The sequence below is a fragment of the Agromyces lapidis genome (genome assembly GCF_009749405.1).
Classification (GTDB): domain Bacteria; phylum Actinomycetota; class Actinomycetes; order Actinomycetales; family Microbacteriaceae; genus Agromyces; species Agromyces lapidis.
This window is the reverse complement of the sequence record NZ_WBIQ01000001.1, coordinates 162717-181217: the sequence shown is the minus strand read 5'-3', so window position 1 is coordinate 181217 and position 18501 is coordinate 162717. Positions and strand designations below refer to the sequence as shown.

The 18501-nt window shown below is 71.4% G+C and carries 16 protein-coding genes; all 16 read right to left on the bottom strand.

The genetic code is table 11. The features are described from left to right. Positions 1-13: 13 nt before the first annotated feature. A complete protein-coding gene (locus GQQ93_RS00835; RefSeq protein ID WP_157422329.1) occupies positions 14-628 on the bottom strand; it encodes a thymidine kinase in 615 nt (204 codons plus the stop codon). After that, positions 629-1315: a response regulator transcription factor gene (locus tag GQQ93_RS00830; RefSeq protein ID WP_157422328.1), complete on the bottom strand. Its 687-nt coding sequence runs from the start codon at positions 1313-1315 to the stop codon at positions 629-631. Then, positions 1302-2435 (bottom strand): hypothetical protein, encoded by a 1134-nt coding sequence (locus GQQ93_RS00825; RefSeq protein ID WP_157422327.1) that lies wholly within the window; start codon positions 2433-2435, stop codon positions 1302-1304. The genes GQQ93_RS00830 and GQQ93_RS00825 overlap by 14 nt, the downstream gene beginning before the upstream one ends. Beyond that, positions 2432-3751 (bottom strand): sensor histidine kinase, encoded by a 1320-nt coding sequence (locus GQQ93_RS00820; RefSeq protein ID WP_157422326.1) that lies wholly within the window; start codon positions 3749-3751, stop codon positions 2432-2434. The genes GQQ93_RS00825 and GQQ93_RS00820 overlap by 4 nt, the downstream gene beginning before the upstream one ends. Positions 3752-3878: 127 nt before the next feature. Further along, entirely contained in the window at positions 3879-5027 is a 1149-nt protein-coding gene (locus tag GQQ93_RS00815) for an Rv2578c family radical SAM protein (protein WP_157422325.1), read from the bottom strand. Between the two features lie 98 nt (positions 5028-5125). Then, a complete protein-coding gene (locus tag GQQ93_RS00810) occupies positions 5126-6871 on the bottom strand; it encodes an ATP-binding cassette domain-containing protein (protein WP_157422324.1) in 1746 nt (581 codons plus the stop codon). Positions 6872-7225: 354 nt separating this feature from the next. Beyond that, on the bottom strand, positions 7226-8704 hold the full coding sequence (locus tag GQQ93_RS00805; protein WP_157422323.1) for a malate:quinone oxidoreductase: 1479 nt from the start codon (positions 8702-8704) through the stop codon (positions 7226-7228). A gap of 78 nt (positions 8705-8782) precedes the next feature. After that, the gene (locus GQQ93_RS00800) at positions 8783-9223 is read right to left on the bottom strand and encodes a VOC family protein (RefSeq protein WP_157422322.1); all 441 of its coding nucleotides are present in this window, start codon (positions 9221-9223) and stop codon (positions 8783-8785) included. Positions 9224-9284: 61 nt separating this feature from the next. Beyond that, positions 9285-10310 (bottom strand): N-acetylglucosamine kinase, encoded by a 1026-nt coding sequence (locus tag GQQ93_RS00795; RefSeq protein ID WP_246191971.1) that lies wholly within the window; start codon positions 10308-10310, stop codon positions 9285-9287. Beyond that, positions 10307-11563, bottom strand: a complete 1257-nt coding sequence (locus tag GQQ93_RS00790) for a family 4 glycosyl hydrolase (RefSeq protein ID WP_157422321.1) — start codon at positions 11561-11563, stop codon at positions 10307-10309. Before GQQ93_RS00790 ends, GQQ93_RS00795 begins: the two co-directional genes overlap by 4 nt. 100 nt (positions 11564-11663) lie before the next feature. Beyond that, positions 11664-12836 carry an ROK family transcriptional regulator gene (locus GQQ93_RS00785; RefSeq protein WP_157422320.1) on the bottom strand — a complete coding sequence of 391 codons (1173 nt, stop codon included), beginning with the start codon at positions 12834-12836 and terminating at the stop codon, positions 11664-11666. A 68-nt stretch (positions 12837-12904) separates the two neighbouring features. Further along, positions 12905-13753, bottom strand: a complete 849-nt coding sequence (locus GQQ93_RS00780; protein WP_157422319.1) for an ABC transporter ATP-binding protein — start codon at positions 13751-13753, stop codon at positions 12905-12907. Beyond that, positions 13750-14646, bottom strand: coding sequence for an ABC transporter ATP-binding protein (locus GQQ93_RS00775; protein ID WP_157422318.1), 897 nt, complete (start codon positions 14644-14646; stop codon positions 13750-13752). The genes GQQ93_RS00780 and GQQ93_RS00775 overlap by 4 nt, the downstream gene beginning before the upstream one ends. After that, entirely contained in the window at positions 14643-15740 is a 1098-nt protein-coding gene (locus tag GQQ93_RS00770) for an ABC transporter permease (protein WP_157422317.1), read from the bottom strand. The genes GQQ93_RS00775 and GQQ93_RS00770 overlap by 4 nt, the downstream gene beginning before the upstream one ends. After that, on the bottom strand, positions 15733-16737 hold the full coding sequence (locus GQQ93_RS00765; protein WP_157422316.1) for an ABC transporter permease: 1005 nt from the start codon (positions 16735-16737) through the stop codon (positions 15733-15735). The genes GQQ93_RS00770 and GQQ93_RS00765 overlap by 8 nt, the downstream gene beginning before the upstream one ends. A gap of 51 nt (positions 16738-16788) precedes the next feature. Beyond that, positions 16789-18450, bottom strand: coding sequence for an ABC transporter substrate-binding protein (locus tag GQQ93_RS00760; protein WP_157422315.1), 1662 nt, complete (start codon positions 18448-18450; stop codon positions 16789-16791). Between the last annotated feature and the right edge of the window lie 51 nt (positions 18451-18501).

Here is an 18501-nt window from a genome sequence, read left to right as displayed (position 1 = left end):
TCGACGGCGTCGCTCAGTGCCGCCCGTTGAGCACGCCGCCCGACTCCTGCAGATAGCAGACGCCGCAGAGTGACTCGTACTCGACCTCGACGCCGTCGATCGCGACCTGCTCGCCGTCGAAGATGTACCGGCCGTCGACGCTGCGGCCGTTGAAGATCGCCTTGCGTCCGCAGCGGCAGATCGTCTTCAGCTCTTCGAGCGAGTGCGACACCTCGAGGAGACGGCGGCTGCCGGGGAAGGCCACCGTCTGGAAGTCGGTGCGGATGCCGTAGGCGAGCACCGGGATGCCGTCGATGAGCGCGATGCGGAGGAGATCGTCGACCTGCTCGGAGGTGAGGAACTGCGCCTCGTCGACGAGCAGGCAGCTCACGTCGCGGCCCGACTCCTCGATGATCCGGGTCCGGTGCCCCTGGAAGCGGTCGAGCACCGGGGCATCCTGTTCGATGACGAAATCGACCGCGCGCACGACGCCGAGGCGCGAGACGATGTCGCGATCGCCCTTCGTGTCGACGGCGGGCTTCGCGAGCAGCACCCGGTGCCCGCGCTCTTCGTAGTTGAAGGCCGCCTGGAGCAACGCCGTCGACTTGCCGGAGTTCATCGCACCGTAGCGGAAGTACAGTTTCGCCATCTACTCGAGGAATCCGTCCTCGGCCGCGCGACGGATGAGCTCCGCCTTGCGGCTCGCCGGCCGGCCGACCTTGGCGTACTTCTCGCGCACACGGCGGAGGTAGGTCTTCGCGGTCTCGTAGCCGACGTCCATGCGCTGACCCACCTCGAGAGTGCTGAGCCCCTGCGCGTAATAGCGCAGCGCCTTCTCTTCGGCGGGGCTGAGATGCACGCCCGACATCGTCGCGACTGGGGCGCCCCTGCCGGGTTCTCCGACACCTCGGGCACCGAGGCGGGATGCCTGCCGCGGCAGTCGCTCGCCGCGCATGACCCGGCGCGCATAGTCGACGAGCACCTCGGCGGGGAGCGTCTTCGAGACGAATCCGGCAGCCCCCGCAGCCATGCTTCGCTCGCGCGAATCGTCGTCGTCGAGCGCGGTCACCACGATCACCCGGGCGCCCGCTGCGCGGCACGCCCTGATGCGGGACTCGATCGACACGCCGTCGGGGAGCTGGAGGTCCATCAGCACGATGTCGACCGGGAACTCGGGGCTGCGCACGAGATCCATCCACGAGGTCGCGGTGACGACCACGTCGAAATCGGCCGCGCGATCGACGAACCACCGCGCGAGACTGTCGACGATCAGACTGTGGTCGTCGAGAATCGCGAGCCGGTGCCGATGCGCCGGGCCTTCGTCAATCGATGACATAACTCAGCTCCACACGTACATTCTCTCGCGTCGAAGCCGATTCGGCACCCAAGGAAACCGCGCGCGCCACGGCGATGAACCGATCGATCTCGCGTTTGGCCGGCGGGCGCCCCGCCGGAACGGCCGAAATCACGATCCGGCCGCCGTCGAGATCGGTCACGAGCGAGACCGTGACCAGTTCGGAGCGCGTCGGTTCTGCGAGCCAGGTGATGAGCGCAGTGAGCGCCGACCGCTGGTCGTCGCCGAGCAGATCGGCCGCACCGGAGGGGTCGTCGACGATGGTCTCGATGCCGCGCGCCAGCCTGAGACTGGTCGCCAGGTCGTCGAGCCAGGTCGACTCGAGCCCGGCCCGCAGGGCGCGGCGCAGCTCTTCTGCGAGCTCGCGGGCTCGGTCGGCCTCGGCGACCGTGATCCGTTCGGCGGTCATGATGCCCGCCAGGAACGGCAGCACCTCGCGGCCCAGCACGGAGACCCGGCTCTGCTGCACGGACCGGGCGATCCCGGCGCGCAGCTCGCTGTCGCGCTGGAGGGCTGCGCGATTCGCCTCCCGCTGCCAGCCGAGGGTCTCGGCGATGATCGCATACGCGTACCCGGCCGCAGCCGCGGAGAGCGCGATGACCGGCGCCGCGTTCACCGCCACCAGTGCGCCGACCGGCGCATCCACCGCGACGGAGTTCGACGCGCCGACGACGAGGATCGACAGCACGGTCGAGGCGAGCACTCCCGCGAGCGCGAGCGACACCCACGTGCAGTAGGGCGCCACCGAGAGGATGAGCATCCCGATCACGACCGGACCGAAGTCGTCGTAGAGGTAGCGGTTGGAGCCGACGGTGCTGGTGTACTCGGCGATCGCAGCGCCGACGGCGAGCGTGACGACGACCCAGAGGCGTTCGGCCGTGAACGGCGCCCGCGACGGCGCTGCCGAGATCGCGGCGACCGCTCCGGCCGCCGCGACGAGGAGGATCGCGACGATCGCCGCGAGGGGCGAGACGACCTCGCTTCGATGAACCCAGGTGAGCGCGACCGCGCTGCCGACCGCGAGCGCGGCCCCGATCACCACGATCGGCGCGGCCGTGATGCCGCCGATCGGGTCTGCCTCCTGCTGGGTCAGGCGCATCATGCTCCGCCCTCCGGCACCGTGAGCACGATGGTGGTGCCGATGCCCTTCGTCGACCACAGGCGAACGGTGCCGTCCTGCTGCTCGATGCGGGCGCGGATCGAGGTGCGCAGCCCGATCCGGTCGTCGGGCACCTCGCGCTCGTCGAATCCGACTCCGCTGTCCATCACCGCGATCGTGACCTCTCCGCCGCCGAGCCCGAGCGCCAGCTCGGCCTCGTCGACGCCCGCGTGGCGCGCGACGTTGATGAGGCACTGCGCGACGGCCGCATCGAGCGCCTCCGCGCGTCCTGGGCCGAGGACGTGCAGGATCTCGGGGTCGCCGGTGACGCGCACATCGAGGCCGGCGTTCCCGGCCGCGGCGAAGGACTGCACGAGCATCGTCGTGCCGCCCGGGCGCGGCTCCGCCGGCAGGGGGGCGGTTCTCGCGCGTGTGACCGCGCCGGCCGTAGTGCGCCCGGCGAACCGGCCTCGTGCCGCCCTGCCGTTCGGCGAGGGCTCGGCGACGGGAGCAGCGCGGCGGGGTCCCCCGCGATCGTTCGCCGTCGCCTGCCCCGAGTGGTCGATCGCCCAGTCCCGGCCCACGATGAGCCCGAGATCCTGACGGATTCCGGCGCGCAGCCGTTCGTCGACGGTTCCCGATCCGGCCGCGGCGATCGCGATGAGGTGGCTCAGCGCCGTGTCATGCAGGCGTGCGGTCGCGCGCAGCTCGTAGTCGTGCCGGATGGCGAGTTCGCGAGTCTGCTGGCTCGCGCGGTGCAGCCCCGTCTCCTGCCGCGGATCGGAACGACGCGAGGCGCCGTCGAAGATCCTGACCACGAGCAGGATGCCGAACGCTGCGGCGGCCGCCGTGCTCGGAGCGTAGCTGCCGCCGACGAGCGCGACCCCGAGGAACGCCGCCGCCTCGCCGAGCGCGTAGCCGAGCGAGGCCCAGACGATCGCGATGAGCGAGCCGCTACCGGCGCCCCCGACGAGCAGGAGCGCGATCCTCGGGAGGGCGAGCACCGCGTTGTTGGTCGATTCGAAGCCTCCGGGCTCCATCACGAGCATCGTGAAGGCGATCGTCGCCCCGGTGCCGACGACGAGCGCGAGGACCGTCAGCGTGACGGACGGGTACCGGGCGACGGCGGCGAGCGCGAGCATCATCACCGCGGCGAGCGCTGCGCCCGTCCAGCCGTTGGGCCGCTCGCCGACGGTCGCGACGATGACACTCACGACGATCGTGACCGTCAGGCAGGCGAACGCCGCGCAGTGCCCGGCGAACGCGAGTGATCGACTCAGGCTGTCGCGCGCGAGGTGCCCCGGCAATCCCAGGCTCATCGTGAACCTCCACCTCGCGAGCAACGCCCGATCTTCGCGAGCCGATCGGACTCAGCGAATTATCTCAGTTCGGCGGGAATTCGCGCATCTCCACGCACGATGAGCGCACCGTTGCGCTCACGACGGGTCAGAACAGAGCCGCCGGGTCGGCGAGCGCCCCGAGTCCAGGAGGGAGTTCGAGGGCCGACGTCGTCGACTCGGGACCCGCCCGGGCGCCGGCACCCGGGCCGGCAGCGTTCGTGCGCGCGGCCGCGCCCGGCCGGGTCCATCGGTCGCGCGGTTCGGCCTTCGACTTGACTCCGCCGGTCACCGGATCTTCGATGCCGCGTTCGAGCCCATGCGCCCGGATGAGCGGGTGGATGCGCTGGGCGAGCCAGCGGCGGTAGTCTTTCGGGGCGTAGGCGTTGTTGCCGTAGTACATCGAACGGTACTTCGGCACCAGTTCGGGATGCTCGCGCTCGAGCCACTGCATGAACCAGGGCTTGACCGCGCCTCGGAGATGGAGCGCGGCGTACAGCACGCTCGTCGCCCCGGCCGCCTTCACCTGCCGCAGCGCCTCGTCGAGATGCGTCCGCGTGTCGGTGAGCAACGGGAGCACGGGCATGAGGAACACCGCGCAGTCGAGCCCGGCCTCACGGACCGCCGACACGGTCGCCAGCCGCGCCCTCGTCGAGGGGGTGCCCGGTTCGAGCGACTGCTGCAGCTCGTCGTCGTGGATCGCGATCGACATCGCGAGATCGACCGGCACGTGCTCGGCGGCGGCCGCGATGAGCGGCAGGTCGCGACGCAGCAGCGTGCCCTTCGTGAGGATGCTGAAGGGGGTGCCGCTCGTCGTGAGCGCCTCGACGATGCCGGGCATGAGCGCGTAGCGCCCCTCGGCACGCTGATAGGGATCGGTGTTCGTGCCGAGCGCGACCGGCTCGTGGCGCCACGACGGCCGGGCGAGTTCGCGCCGCAGCACCTCGGCGACGTTCACCTTCACGATGATCTGCCGGTCGAAGTCGTCGCCAGCATCGAGATCGAGGTAGCTGTGGGTCGGCCGGGCGAAGCAATAGACGCAAGCATGGCTGCAGCCGCGGTACGGGTTGATGGTCCACCCGAAGGGCATCATCGACTGGCCCGGCACGCGGTTCAGGGCCGACTTCGCGAGCACCTCGTGGAAGGTGACGCCGGCGAACTCGGGCGTCTGCACCGACCGGACGAGGTTGTTGAGCCGGGCGAGGCCGGGCAGGGCGTCGACCTGGTCGACCCCCAACTCCTGCCCGCTCCACCGCACCCGTTCATTCGAACATATATTCGAATCTCGCGCAAGCGCGCGACGGTCGAATGGACATGAGGGATGCCTCGGGGCGCACCCCGAGGCATCCCGCCTGCTCAGCCGGCGACCGCGACGGGGGCCGCGCTGCCCTGGTGCAGCTCGAGCCGCTCCCCCGACCAGCGCCGGCGCAGCCAGCGGTCGTGGCTCGCGATGACGACCGCGCCGGGGTAGCCGCCGAGCGCCTCCTCGAGCTCGGTCGCGAGCGCGAGCGAGAGGTGGTTCGTCGGCTCATCGAGGAGGAACACGTGCGGCGGGCGCGCGAGGACGAGCGCGAGCGCGAGCCGGCGCTGCTGCCCGACCGAGAGCGCGCCGACCGGCCGCTCGAGGTCGCGCGGGGCGAGGAGGCCGAGGCCCGAGAGCGGCACCTGCTCGGCACGGCGTTCGCCGAGCACCCGCTCGTACGTCGCCCGCGGCGTCGCCGCGGGATCGGCGAAGCGGACATCCTGCTCGAGCAGCTGCACCCGCAGTCCCCTGCGGCGCTGCACAGCTCCCCGGTCGGCGGCGATCGACCCGGCGAGCACGCCGAGGAGCGTCGACTTGCCCGCCCCGTTCGCCCCCGTCACGAGCAGTCGCGAGAGCGGCTCCAGCTGGAGCCGCTCGAGCCGCAGCCGGCCCGGGACCTCCACGTCGTCGAGCTGCACGAGCAACCCGGCGGACTCCTCGAGCGCATGCGATCCCGACGGGATCCCGGCGAACGCGAGCGGCGCAGGGGGCTTCCGCAGCTGCTCGCGTTCGAGGGTCGCGAGCCGCTGCTCGGCGTTGCGCACCCGGCGTGCGATCGAGCGCTCGACGTTCTCGCCCTTGAAGTACTTGAGGAACTTGTCGTTGTCGGTCGCCGCCCGCCCGTGCGAGACGTTGCGCGCCGTCCCGCCGATCGAGGACCGCAGACGTCGGAGCTCCTCCTGCTCGTCGTCGTACTGCCGCTGCCAGCGCGCCCGCTCCTCGGCCTTCACGTCGAGGAACTCGCTGAATCCGCCGCCGAAGACCGTGCCGCCGAGGGTGCCCGATCCGCCGTCGCCGGCGGACGCCGCGAGGGCGCCCTGGCGCCCCGGGTCGAGGTCGAGCAGGCCCGTCGCCGCACGATCGAGGAACGCACGATCGTGGCTCGCGAACACGACCGGCCCCGCGAAGGCGCGCAGGCGCCCCTCGAGGAAGTCGGCCGCGGTGTCGTCGAGGTGGTTCGTCGGCTCGTCCAGGAGCAGGGCGTCGGGCGCCGACAGCAGCAGCGCCGCGAGGGCGAAGCGCGAGCGCTGCCCGCCCGAGAGCTCGTCGATGCGCCGCCCGCGGCCGAGCCCGGCGACGCCGAGCCCGTCGAGCAGCTCGTCGCGACGGGCCTCGGCGGTCCACACCTCGGCCCGCTCGGCGGCGTCGAGTGCGGCCGCGTAGCGGTGCTCGGCCGCCGCGGCGTCGGCGTCCGCACCTGCGCCGAGCGCCTCGGCCGCGGCGTCGAGCTCCCGTTCGATGGCGCGCACCGGGGCGAGGGCCGCCTCGAGCACGAGGTCGACGCGTTCATCGGGCGCGAACGGCAGCTCCTGCGTGAGCAGGCCGGTGCGTCGGGGGCGTGTGATCCGCCCCGAGACGTCGGCGCGTGCGAGCGGGCCGGCGGCCGAGGCATCCGGGCCGTTGTCGGCGGCGAGGAGCCGCAGCAGCGTCGACTTGCCGACGCCGTTCTCGCCGATGAGGCCGAGCCGGTCGCCCGGGGCGACGGCGAAGCCGAGGTCGGCGAAGACGCGCCGGTCGGGGTAGGCGACCGAGAGTCCGTCGGCCCGGAGGTGGTTGGAGAATGAGAGGTGTACAGCCAAGGGGTCCGCCCTTCGCGAGAGCCCCCGAACGGCCGCCGGATGCCACGGCGACGACGCGGTCCGTCCGGTGCACCGGCGGTGCCGGGGCGTCGCTTGCGACACCTCGGCCCGCGCATTCGCTGCAGTCGCGGCGACCGTTCGGGAGCGGAGTGGATCCCGCCGGGCATTGCCGGGCGTGGGTGCACGAGACCGCAGTCGCGATCAGCACGGGTCGATCAGGACCGTGTGCACACCCGACGTCAACGGCGCCTCAGGCGCGGGACGAGGGGGTGTGCTCACTTCATAGCGTGTACGACCGTAGCAGCGTGCCGGCGCGGGCGCAAACAGGCGCCCACGCCGGCACGAGCCGAATCGTCAGGCCGAGAGCTTGAGCACCTCGGCGGTCGCCTTCAGCGACGCCTCGGCGGCGGCCGGGTCGGACGAGAGCTCGGTGCCGTAGCTCGGGATCATCTCGCGGAGCTTCGGCTCCCACTCCGCCATGCGGTCGGGGAAGCAGCGCGAGAGCACGTCGAGCATGATCGGCGCCGCGGTCGACGCGCCGGGCGAGGCGCCGAGGAGGCCGGCGATCGTGCCGTCGGCGCCCGTGATGACCTCGGTGCCGAACTGCAGGATGCCGCCCTTCTCGGGGTCTTTCTTCATGACCTGCACGCGCTGGCCGGCCGTGATGAGCTCCCAGTCCTCGGTCTTCGCGGTCGGCATGAACTCGCGCAGCGCCCGCATCTTCTTCTCGCGGTTGGCCATGAGTTCGCCGACGAGGTACTTCACCAGGTCGAAGTTCTTGAGGCCGACCTGGATCATCGGTCCGAGGTTGTGCAGGCGGATCGAGAAGGGCAGGTCGAACCAGGTGCTCGTCTTCAGGAACTTCGGGGTGAAGCCGGCGTACGGGCCGAAGAGCAGCGCCGTCTCACCGTCGACGACGCGGGTGTCGAGGTGCGGCACCGACATCGGCGGCGCGCCGACGGCCGCCTTGCCGTAGACCTTCGCGTGGTGCTGGGCGACGAGCTTGGGGTTGGTCGTGCGCAGGAACTGCCCGGAGATCGGGAACCCGCCGAAGCCCTTGATCTCGGGGATGCCCGAGTGCTGCAGCAGCGCGAGCGCGCCGCCGCCCGCACCGACGAACACGAAGCGGGCGATCACGGTCTTCGGGGTGTTGCCGACGGTGTGGCGGAGCCGGAGCTTCCACCGGCCGTCCTTCAGCCGCTTGAGCCAGGTGACCTGGTGGTTCGTCTGCACCGAGGCGCCCCGCTGCTCCATGTCGCGCATGAGGTACTTCGTGAGCGCGCCGTAGTCGACGTCGGTGCCGGCCTCCATCCGCGTGGCCGCGACGCGGGCGCGCGGATTGCGCTTCTTCGCGAGGAGCGGGGTCCACTCGGCGATGCGCTCGAGGTCCTCCGTGAACTCCATGTCGGGGAAGAGCGGCTCGTCCTTCAGCGCCTCGACCCGCTTCTTGAGGTACTCGATGTTCGCCGCACCGCGGACGAAGGTCATGTGCGGGGCCGAGTTGATGAAGTTGTGCGGCTCGGGCAGTGCGCCCTTCGCGACGAGGTACGCCCAGTACTGGCGGCTCACCTGGAACTGCTCGTTGATCGACACCGCCTTGGTCGCGCTCACGCTGCCGTCGGCGTTCTCGGGCATGTAGTTGAGCTCGCAGAGCGCCGCGTGGCCGGTGCCCGCGTTGTTCCAGGCGTTGGAGGACTCCTGCGCGACCTCGCCCAGGCGCTCGTAGACGCGGATCGTCCAGTCGGGCTGCAACTGGGAGATGAGGGAGCCGAGCGTCGCGCTCATGATGCCCCCGCCGATCAGAACGACGTCGACGGTTTCCTCTGAATTCACGGGTTCCAGTGTAGATGGGCTTCGAGGGTGCCCTTGACCGGCCCATTTCCCGGGATGCCACGACGCGCCCCTGTGCGGTCAGCCGAGCTGCGGAAGGCCTCGCTCGTCGAGCGGCCAACCGGGGTTGTGCGCGAGCTCCCAGAGGTTGCCGTCGGGGTCGGCCACGTAGCCGCTGTACCCGCCCCACTCGGTCTCCGAGGCCGCCTTGGCGATCGAACCGCCGGCGAGCACCCAGTCGCCGACGGCGTCGTCGACCTCCTCGCGCGAAGCGAGGTTGATGGCGAGCGCCACCGCCCTGAACCCGGGCGCGTTCGCGTGGAAGGTCGGCAGCGCCGCGTCCTTCGCGAGCTCGGCCGTCTCCCAGAGGGCGAGGGCGCCGCCCGGCGTGGCGAAGAAGGTGATCTCCCCGGCGACCGAGGAGCGCGCCTCATGCCAGCCGAGCCGGTGGTAGAACGCGGTGGCCGCCTCGACGTCTGCGACGCCGAGGGTCACGAGTGAGAATCGCTGCGGGATGCCCATGGGCAGAGCGTACGCCCTGTCGCCGACGCCGTCACCCGTCGCGCCTGCCTGCGGCGAGCCGTCACGGCACGAGCACCGCCGCCTCGGCCGCCGCGGCGGCGACCGCGGCGCGGGCTCGCTCGAGCGCGGCCGTGCCGGCCCCGGCAGCGGCGAGGGAGAGCAGCGCAGCGCCGACGATCGGGGCCGACAGCACCACGGAGAGTCGCGCGCGCGGCGCAGCCTCGGCGAGTCGCACACGGATGCCGTCGAGCAGGCGTTCGTCGCCCGACTGGGCGATCCCGCCGCCGAGCACGACGGGCACGGCTCGATCGAGGAGGCCGAGTCGGGTGAGGCTCGCCCTGGCGAACGCGGCGATCTCCTCGGCCTGACGGTCGACGAGCGCGATCGCGACGCCGTCGCCGGCTCGCGCCGCACCGAACACCGCCGGGGCGAGGGCGGTCAGCTCGGAGGAGTCACGGCGTCCGAAATGGAGCTCTTCGATGAGCTGCGGCACCGAGGCGACGCCGAGGCGGCGCTCGATCTCCTCGACGAGCACCGTGTCGGGCCCGCGGCCGTCGACGGCGCGCGCAGCATGCCAGAGCACCGCTTCGCCGAGACCCGAGCCCCCGCCCCAGTCCCCCGACAGCGGGCCGAGCGCGGGGAAGCGCACGACGGCGCCGTCGGCGCGGACGCCGATGGCGTTCACTCCGGTGCCGCAGACCACCGCGACCGCGTCGGGCGCGTCGGTGCCGGCGCGGAGCAGCGCGTAGAGATCGTTCTCGACGACCGCCCTCGCCGCCCACCCGAGGCCGGCGATCGCGCCGGCGTACTGCTCGATCTCGAGCGGCAGGTCGAGCCCCGAGAGGTAGAGGCCGGCGTGCGCGACGGGGTGCTCCCCCGCGACATGCTGCACGAGCCCGTCGACGAGCGCGACGGAGGCTCCGAGCCCCTCGAAGTGCGGGCTCGATCCCGGGCCGCGTCGGTGCGCGACGAGCTCGCCGTCGAGGGTGAGTGCGACGGCGTCGGTCTTCGACCCGCCGCCGTCGACGGCCACGACGACGCCGGACGCCGGGGCATCCTCGCCGGCGCCCACCGTGCCCCCGGTCACGCCCACTCCAAGAAGCGCGCGTTCTCGGCCAGCAGCAGGTCGGTCAGCTGCTCGGCCCGGTCGTGCTGCAGCACGAGCGGATGCGCCCGCATGGCGCGGAGCACACGTTCCCGGCCCCCATGCAGCGCCGCGTCGAGCGCGAGCCGTTCGTATCCGGCGACCCCCGAGACGAGGCCCCGGATGTCGTCGGGCAGGGGCGCGACCGGCTCCGCGACGAATCCCCCGTCGCGGAACACGGCCGGCACCTCGATGACGTGGTCGTCGGGCAGGAACGGAAGCACGCCGTCGTTGCGCAGGTTGACCACGCGGGAGCGGCTCCCGCCGTCGCGCATCGCCGCGAGGAGCTCGATCGCCGCCTCCGAGTAGAACGCGCCGCCGCGCCCCTCGAGGGCCGAGGGCTTCTCGTGCTGGGCGTCGTCGGCGTAGAGTTCGAGCAGCTCGCGCTCGATCGCGCGGACGGCCTCGGCCCGTGTGGGTTCGCGCAGCTGTTCGCGGAGCACCTCGTCGTGCGCGTAGAAGTAGCGCAGGTAGTACGAGGGCACGACGCCGAGCTGGCTGATCAGGGCCGGGGCGAGGTGCACCTCCTCGGCGAGGTCGCCGAGCCGGTGCTGCAGCAGGCCGGGCAGGCGGTCCTCGCCGTCGACGACGACGCTGCGCTCCCAGGTCAGGTGATTGAGCCCGACGTGGCCGAGACGCACCCGGACGTGGTCGACGTCGAACATCGCGGCGAAGCGGCGCTGGAACCCGATCGCGACGTTGCAGAGGCCGACGGCGCGGTGCCCCGCCTCGAGCAGCGCACGCGTCACGATGCCGACCGGGTTCGTGAAGTCGACGATCCACGCGTCGGGCTTCGCGTGGGCGCGCACCACCTCGGCGATGCGGAGCACGACCGGCACGGTGCGGAGCGCCTTGGCGAGCCCGCCCGGCCCGGTCGTCTCCTGGCCGATGCAACCGGCCTCATGGGGCCAGGTCTCGTCGGCATGACGGGCATCCTGCCCGCCGACGCGCAATTGGATCAGCACGGCGTCGGCGTCGGCGACGCCGGCGACGAGGTCGGTCGTTCCGATCACGGCGGCCGGGTGCCCCGCATGCCGAAGCATGCGCCGCGACATGCCCGCGACGAGCGAGAGCCGGTGCTCGTCGGTGTCGACGAGTCGGATCTCCTCGAGCGGCAGCGTGTCGCGGAGACGGGCGAACCCGTCGATGAGTTCGGGCGTGTAGGTGGATCCACCGCCGACGATGGCGAGCTTCATTGGTCCTCATTCCGTGCGTGGTACGCACCGCGCGCACCGGCGCGGAGCGGAGATCGTGGCCTGACGGCGGATGCCCCGGCATCCGCCGCAGTCGGCCGGGTCAGGTGGCGAGCGAGATGTCCGCCTCGAGCTGGTCGCGGATCTGGTCGACGAGCTGCTGGCGCGCGCCGAGGAGCACCGGTTGCGCGCCGGCGCCGCTCGTGCGCACCGCGAGCTTCGGATGGGCTGCGGGGTCGACGCGTCCGGCGACGAGCTCGGCCAGTCGCGCTCCGCCGGCGGTGCCGGTGGGGCCGCCGAGGACGATCATCGAGGGGTCGAGGATCGCGAGCAGCGGGTCGACCGCCAGGATGACCCGGTCGGCGAGCGCCGAGAGCGCGGCCTCGTCGCCCGCGAGACGGGGCAGGACCTCGGCGAGCGTCTGGTCGCCGTCGCCGTCGCCGTCGCCGTCGCCCAGCATCCGCGCGACCGCCGGGCCGCCGAGCAGATCGGTGAAGTCGTTCGCGGTCGGTGCGAGCGCCGCGGCCGCGCGCGGCACCGCGAGGTAGCCGATCTCGCCGGCCCCGCCGGACGCGCCCCGATGGACGGTGCCGCCCAGGTCGACGCCGACGCCGAGGCCGTCGCCGATCCAGAACAGCGCGAAGCTCGACGCCTGCTGCGCCGCTCCGGCCGAGCGCTCGGCCATCGTCGCGAGGTTCACGTCGTTGTCGATGGTCACCTGGATGCCGAGCGCCTGCTCGATGCGCGCGCGGGCGCCGATCGCCGGCCAGCCGGGCAGCGTGTCGGTGAACGAGAGCTCGTCGCCCTCGACGAAGAACGCCGCCTGCACGCCGATCACGACCCGGCTCACCGTGCTCTCGTCGATGCCCGCGCTGGCGCAGGCCGCGCGGACGGCGTCGCGGACGTCCCCTTCGGGAGTGCGGTCTCCGTCGGCCGTCGCGATCTCGACCATCGGGTGGTCGTGGTCGACCGCGTCGACGACGACCGCCTGGATGGAGCGGTCGAGGATCGAGATGGCGACCCCGGTGATGCGGTCGGTGCGCACGCCGTAGGTCACCGCGTTCGGCCCGCGTCCTCCCGAGCGCTCGCCGACCGGGTGGATGAGGCCCACCCGCTCGAGCCGCGCGAGCATCTGCGACGCCGTCGGCTTCGACAGCCCCGTGAGCTCGCCGAGGCGCGAACGCGTCAGCGGCCCGTGCTCGAGCAGGAGGCGGAACGCGGTTCGGTCGTTGCGCGCCGCGAGCCACGTCGGGGTACCCGGATCGATCTGGCTCATGCTGTCCGCCTCTCGCGAATCGTGTTCGTGGTCACTCTATCTGATAACAATGTTTACTGATTCATGCCTCACCCGCCGCTCCGCACCTCGTCGCGCAGCCGCCCGAGCCGATCGGGATCGGCGGCCGCCTCCAGCAGGGTCTTCGTGTAGTCGTGCTGCGGATCGAGGATCACCTGCTCGCTCGGCCCGCGCTCGACGATCTCCCCGCGATACATCACGAGGATCTCATCGGAGAAGTGCCGCGCGGTCGCGAGGTCGTGGGTGATGTAGAGCACGCCGAGGTGCTCCTGCCGCTGCAACTCGGCGAGCAGGTTCAGCACGCCGAGGCGGATCGACACGTCGAGCATCGACACCGGCTCGTCGGCGATGATGAACCGGGCGCCGGGCGCGAGCGCCCGCGCGATCGCGACGCGCTGCCGCTGGCCGCCCGAGAGCTCGTGCGGCCGGCGGTCGGCGAACGTCGACGCCGGGGAGAGCCGCACGCGCTCGAGCAGCTCCTCCGCGCGTTCGCGGACCTGCTTCGACGAGAGGCTCGGGTGGTGGATGCGCAGCGGCCGCTCGAGGTGGTGCCGGATCGGATGGAACGGGTTCAGCGAGCTGAACGGATCCTGGAAGACCATCTGCACATCGCGTCGGTAGCGGGCGAGGCCGCTCCCCCGGGTCGCACTCGCGCGCCCGTCGAGCAGCACCTCGCCCGAGGTCGGCGTCTCGAGCTTCGCCATCATCCGGGCGATCGTCGACTTGCCCGAACCGGACTCGCCGACCAGGGCGATGGTGCGCCCGGGCTCGAGGGTGAACGAGACGTCCCGCACCGCATTGAGGGTTCGTACCTTCACCCCGCTGCGCAGGCGGAAGTCCTTGACGAGGTGGCGCGCCTCGAGGCTCGTGGCCTCGAGCGGCGTGGTGCGCCCGCTCATGCCGCACCGCCCATCGCGGCACCCGTACGGATGAAGTCGCCCCGCTCGCCGCGGAGGCTCGGGAAGCTCGACAGCAGTCGCCGGGTGTATGGGTGCCCGGGAGCGCGGTAGATCTGCTCGGAGGCGCCCTGCTCGACGATCTCGCCGTCGAGCATGATCGCGATGCGGTCGCTGATCTCGATGAGGAGCGGCAGATCGTGCGTGATGAAGATCACCGCGAAGCCGAGCCGCTCGCGCAGCCGCATGATCTCGCGGATGATGCCGCGCTGCACGACGACGTCGAGCGCCGTCGTCGGCTCGTCCATGATCATGACCTGCGGGTCGAGGGCGAGGGCCATCGCGATCATCACGCGCTGGCGCATGCCGCCCGACAGCTCGTGCGGGAAGCTCGAGAGCCGTGCGGGGTCGACGCCCACGAGGCTCAGGAGTTCGGCGCAGCGCGCCTCCCGCTCGGCCCGCTTCATCGCGGGCCGGTGCGTGAGGAACACGTCGGCCAGCTGCTTGCGCACGCTCATGACGGGGTTCAGTGAGTTCATCGACCCCTGGAAGACCATCGACACCTTGTCCCAGCGGTACTTCCGCAGGGATTCGCCGTCGAGGGCGACGACGTCGATGTCGGCACCGGATGCGTCGTGGAACACGACCTCGCCCCCGGTCATGAGCGCGGGGGCCTTGAGCAGGCGGTTGAGGCCGTACGCCAGGGTCGTCTTGCCGCATCCCGACTCCCCCGCGAGTCCCAGGATCTCGCCGCGGTGCAGGGTGATCGACGCGCCCCGCACGGCCTTCACCGGCGGGTCGACCTCGTACTCGATCGAGACGTCGCGCGCGGTGAGCACCGGCTCGCCGAGGGCGACCGCGCCGTTCACGCCGTTCGGGTTGTTCGTGGGGTTCATGCGAAAGCTCCGGTGTCGGCGACGCCCCGGCCGGCCTTGGCGGCCCGGCGCTGGCGCTTCGCGTTCTCAGGCGCGAGCCTGAGCTTCGGGTTCACGACCTCGTCGATCGCGAAGTTGATGAGGGCGAGCCCGGCGCCGAGGGCGGCGATGACGAGGCCGGGCGGCACGAACCACCACCATGCGCCGGTGCCGACGGCCTGGCCGGTCTGGGCGTCGTTCAGCATCGTGCCGAGGGTGATCGAACCGGTCGGCCCGAGCCCGAGGTAGGAGAGCCCGGCCTCGCCGAGCACGGCGAAGATGACGCCGAAGATGAACTGGGCGGCCAGCAGCGGCACGAGGTTCGGCAGGATCTCGACGAAGATGATGCGCCCGGGCTTCTCGCCCGCGACGCGGGCCGCGGCGACGTACTCGCGGGTGCGGAGCGAGCGCGCCTGGGCCCGCAGGACCACCGCCGACCCGGCCCAGCCCGTGATGCCGAGCACGAGCGCGACGAGGAGCGAGCTGCGGGCGAGCGGCCCGAGCCCCTCGGCGTTCTGCACGTAGGCGGCGATCACCATGACGACGGGCAGGCCCGGAATCACGAGCACGATGTTCGTGAAGAGGGTGAGCACCTCGTCGAGCACGCCGCCGAAGTAGCCGGCGAAGACGCCGAAGATCACCGCGAGGAGCAGGGCGACGATGCCCGCGACGAGCCCGATGAAGAGCGAGCCCTGCGTGCCCCAGGCCAGCTGGGAGAAGACGTCGTAGCCGAGCTTCGTCGTGCCGAGCCAGTGCTCGGCCGAGGGCGGTTGCAGCGCCTCGTTGCTCGAGTCGCGGGGCGGCTGGGCGATCATGGGCCCGAAGATGCCGAAGAGCGTGATGAGCCCGACGATCACGACCCCCGCGACGAGCTTGCCCGAGCGGCTCGGCAGGACGTGGCGGAATCGCCCGCCGCGCGTCGCGCGGGCCGCCGCGATCGCCGCGGTGGCGGTCGCCTCCCGGTTCGTCTCGCGCACGGCCTCGGCGGAGACCGGCGACTGGAACGGCGCGTCGTCGCCCGTCGCGTATCCGGAGTCGTCGGTCGCGCGATCGAGGGTGGGCTGGGAGTCATCCATTGTGTCGCACCCTCGGGTCGATGAAGCCGTAGATGAGGTCCATGAAGAAGTTGGCGGCGAGCACCGTGAGCGTGATCACGAGGAACACGCCCTGCATGAGCGCGTAGTCGAGGCCCTGCACCGCCTGGATCATGAGCTTGCCGATGCCCGGGTAGCTGAACACCTGCTCCATCACGATCGAGCCCGCGACGACGAAGCCGAGCGCGATGCCGAATCCGGCGAGGCTCGGGATCGCCGCGTTGCGCGAGGCGTACTTGGTGCGCACCCGGCGCGGCGTCAGCCCCTTCGCCTCGGCGGTGACGACGTAGTCCTCCGACATCGTCGACACCATCATGTTGCGCATGCCGAGCAGCCAGCCGCCGACGGAGGAGAGCACGATCGTGGTCGCCGGGAGGATGGCGTGGTAGACCGCGCTGCCGATGAACGCCCAGCTGAGCTCGGGGCCGGCCGGGAACTCGAAGACGTCGTACCCGCCGACGATCGGGAAGAGTCCCAGCTGCACCGAGAACACCGCGACGAGCACGAGGGCGAGCCAGAAGTACGGGATCGACTGGAAGACGGTCGTCACCGGCACGAGATGGTCGAGCCAGGTGCCGCGCCGCCACCCCACCCAGGCGCCGATGACGATGCCGAGCAGGAACGAGATGACGGTCGCGACCCCGACCAGGATGATCGTCCACGGCAGCGCCGCGGCGATGAGGTCGGCGACCGAGGCCGGGTACCGCGTCGAGGAGACCCCGAGGTCTCCCTGCAGCAACCGGCCCCAGTACGCCACGTACTGGTCCCAGAGGGACATGTCCTTCCCGGCGCCGAGGATCGAGGTGATCGCCTCGATCGTCTCCTCGGAGAGGGGACGCCCGCCGCTGGCCCGCCGGAGCTTGCCGAGCATGATCGCCGCGGGGTCGCCCGGGAGGAGCCGCGGGAGCAGGAAGTTGAGCGAGATCGCCGCCCAGAGGGTCACCAGGTAGAAGGCGACCCGCCGAAGGTAGAAGCTCATGCCGCTGCCGTCCTCGAGGTGGGGGAGGTTCGTTCCATGGGACCGCTCGGCCTACTCGACCGGCGTGAGGTGCGTGAGCACGACCGCGTTGGCCACTGCGAGATACGGCAGCGGCGCGGCGTACAGCTCGTCCTCGGTCGGCCACCCGCTGAACTTCTCGGTGTTGAAGAACGACTGCGAGGCGTTCAGCACCACCGGGATGTACGGGAGGTCGCGCGCGATCTCGGCCTGGATCGTCGCGTAGGCCTCCTGCTTCGCCGCGACGTCCTGCGTCGCACCGGCTGCGAGCACCGCCGCGTCGACCGTCGGGTTCGTGTAGCGGGAGTAGTTCTGCCCGACGAGCGGGGGCTCGCCGACCTTCGCGGTCGAGGTGCCGGCGAAGTACTCGTGGTAGTTCGAGTACGGGTCGGCGACGAGGCTCTGCGTGAGACCGAAGAGCGCCATCTGGAAGTCGCCGTTCTGAATCGGCGTCCAGTACTCGGCGTCCGAGACGGTGCGGGCGTTGATGCGGATGCCGGCCTCCGCCGCCTGCTCGGAGATGAGCTTCGCCGCGTCGTTGTAGTCGGTCCAGCCGTCGGGCGAGAACAGGTCGATCTCGATCGCGGTCCCGTCCTTGCCGTAGAACCCGTCGGATCCCTTGGTGTAGCCGGCGGCCTCGAGGACCGCGCCCGCCTCGGCGGCATCCGCCTGCTGCGGGCTCGTGGCGAGCTCGGGATCGCTCAGCCACTGCTCGTCGCGCGGCTGCAGGGTGAACGACGGCGAGGACTCGCCCGCGAGGCCGGCGAACGCCTTCTCGGCGATCGTGGCGCGGTCGATCGCGAGGTTGATCGCCTGGCGCACGGCGGGGTCGGTCTGCGGACCGACGCACCCGAGCTCGGCGTTGGCGCACGTCGTGATCGTGGTCGGGTCCTGCTGCTGGTTGAGCGTCGTGATCTCGCCCGACCCGGTGACGGCGTCGGGGTTCGCGATGAACTGGCCGACCCAGTCGATCTTGCCGGTGGTGAGCAGGTCCTGGGAGGACTGGTTCGAGTCGAGCCCGACGTACTGCACCTGCTCGACGGCGGGGGCGCCGTCTCGGAAGAGCTCGTTCGCCTCGACGGTGTACGCCGCGTCGGAGAAGCTCTTCAGCACGTACGGGCCTGAGCCGACCGGTTCGGGGTTCGTCTCGGCCATGAAGTCGTCGATCGAGGCCCAGATGTGCTCGGGGATGATGTACGTCGATCCGAGCGTGAGCGAGGCGCTCGTGAACTGGGGTTCGGTGTAGGTGAGCACGACCGTGGTGTCGTCGGTGGCCTCGGCGGACACGAACTGCTCCGACTTGTTCGAGCCGTACCCGAAGGTGAAGGCGACGTCGGCGGCCGTGAGGTCCTCGCCGTCGCTCCACTTCAGGTCTGGCTTGATGGTCACCGTGAGCGTGCGGCCGTCCTCGCTGTACTCGTAGCCGTCGCCGATGAGCCCGACGGGCGCGTCGGCCGAGAGCTGGTTGAAGAAGAACAGCGGCTCGTAGATCGCACCGAAGGTGGCGTGCACGGCGGTGTCGACCGCGAACGGGTTGAAGTTGTTGTTGATGGGGGTGGCGCTGCCGGCCCAGACCCGGAGGACCGCGGCGTCGCCGCCCGACCCGGTCGAGGGCGTGCACCCGGTCAGGCCGACTGCGAGCGCGGCGGCCCCGGCTGCGAGCGCCACCGCGATGCAGCGCTTGGATCGAATCATCGTTCCGTCATTCCTCTCGTGCTTCATTGCGTGGGAAGAGCAGTACGCCGC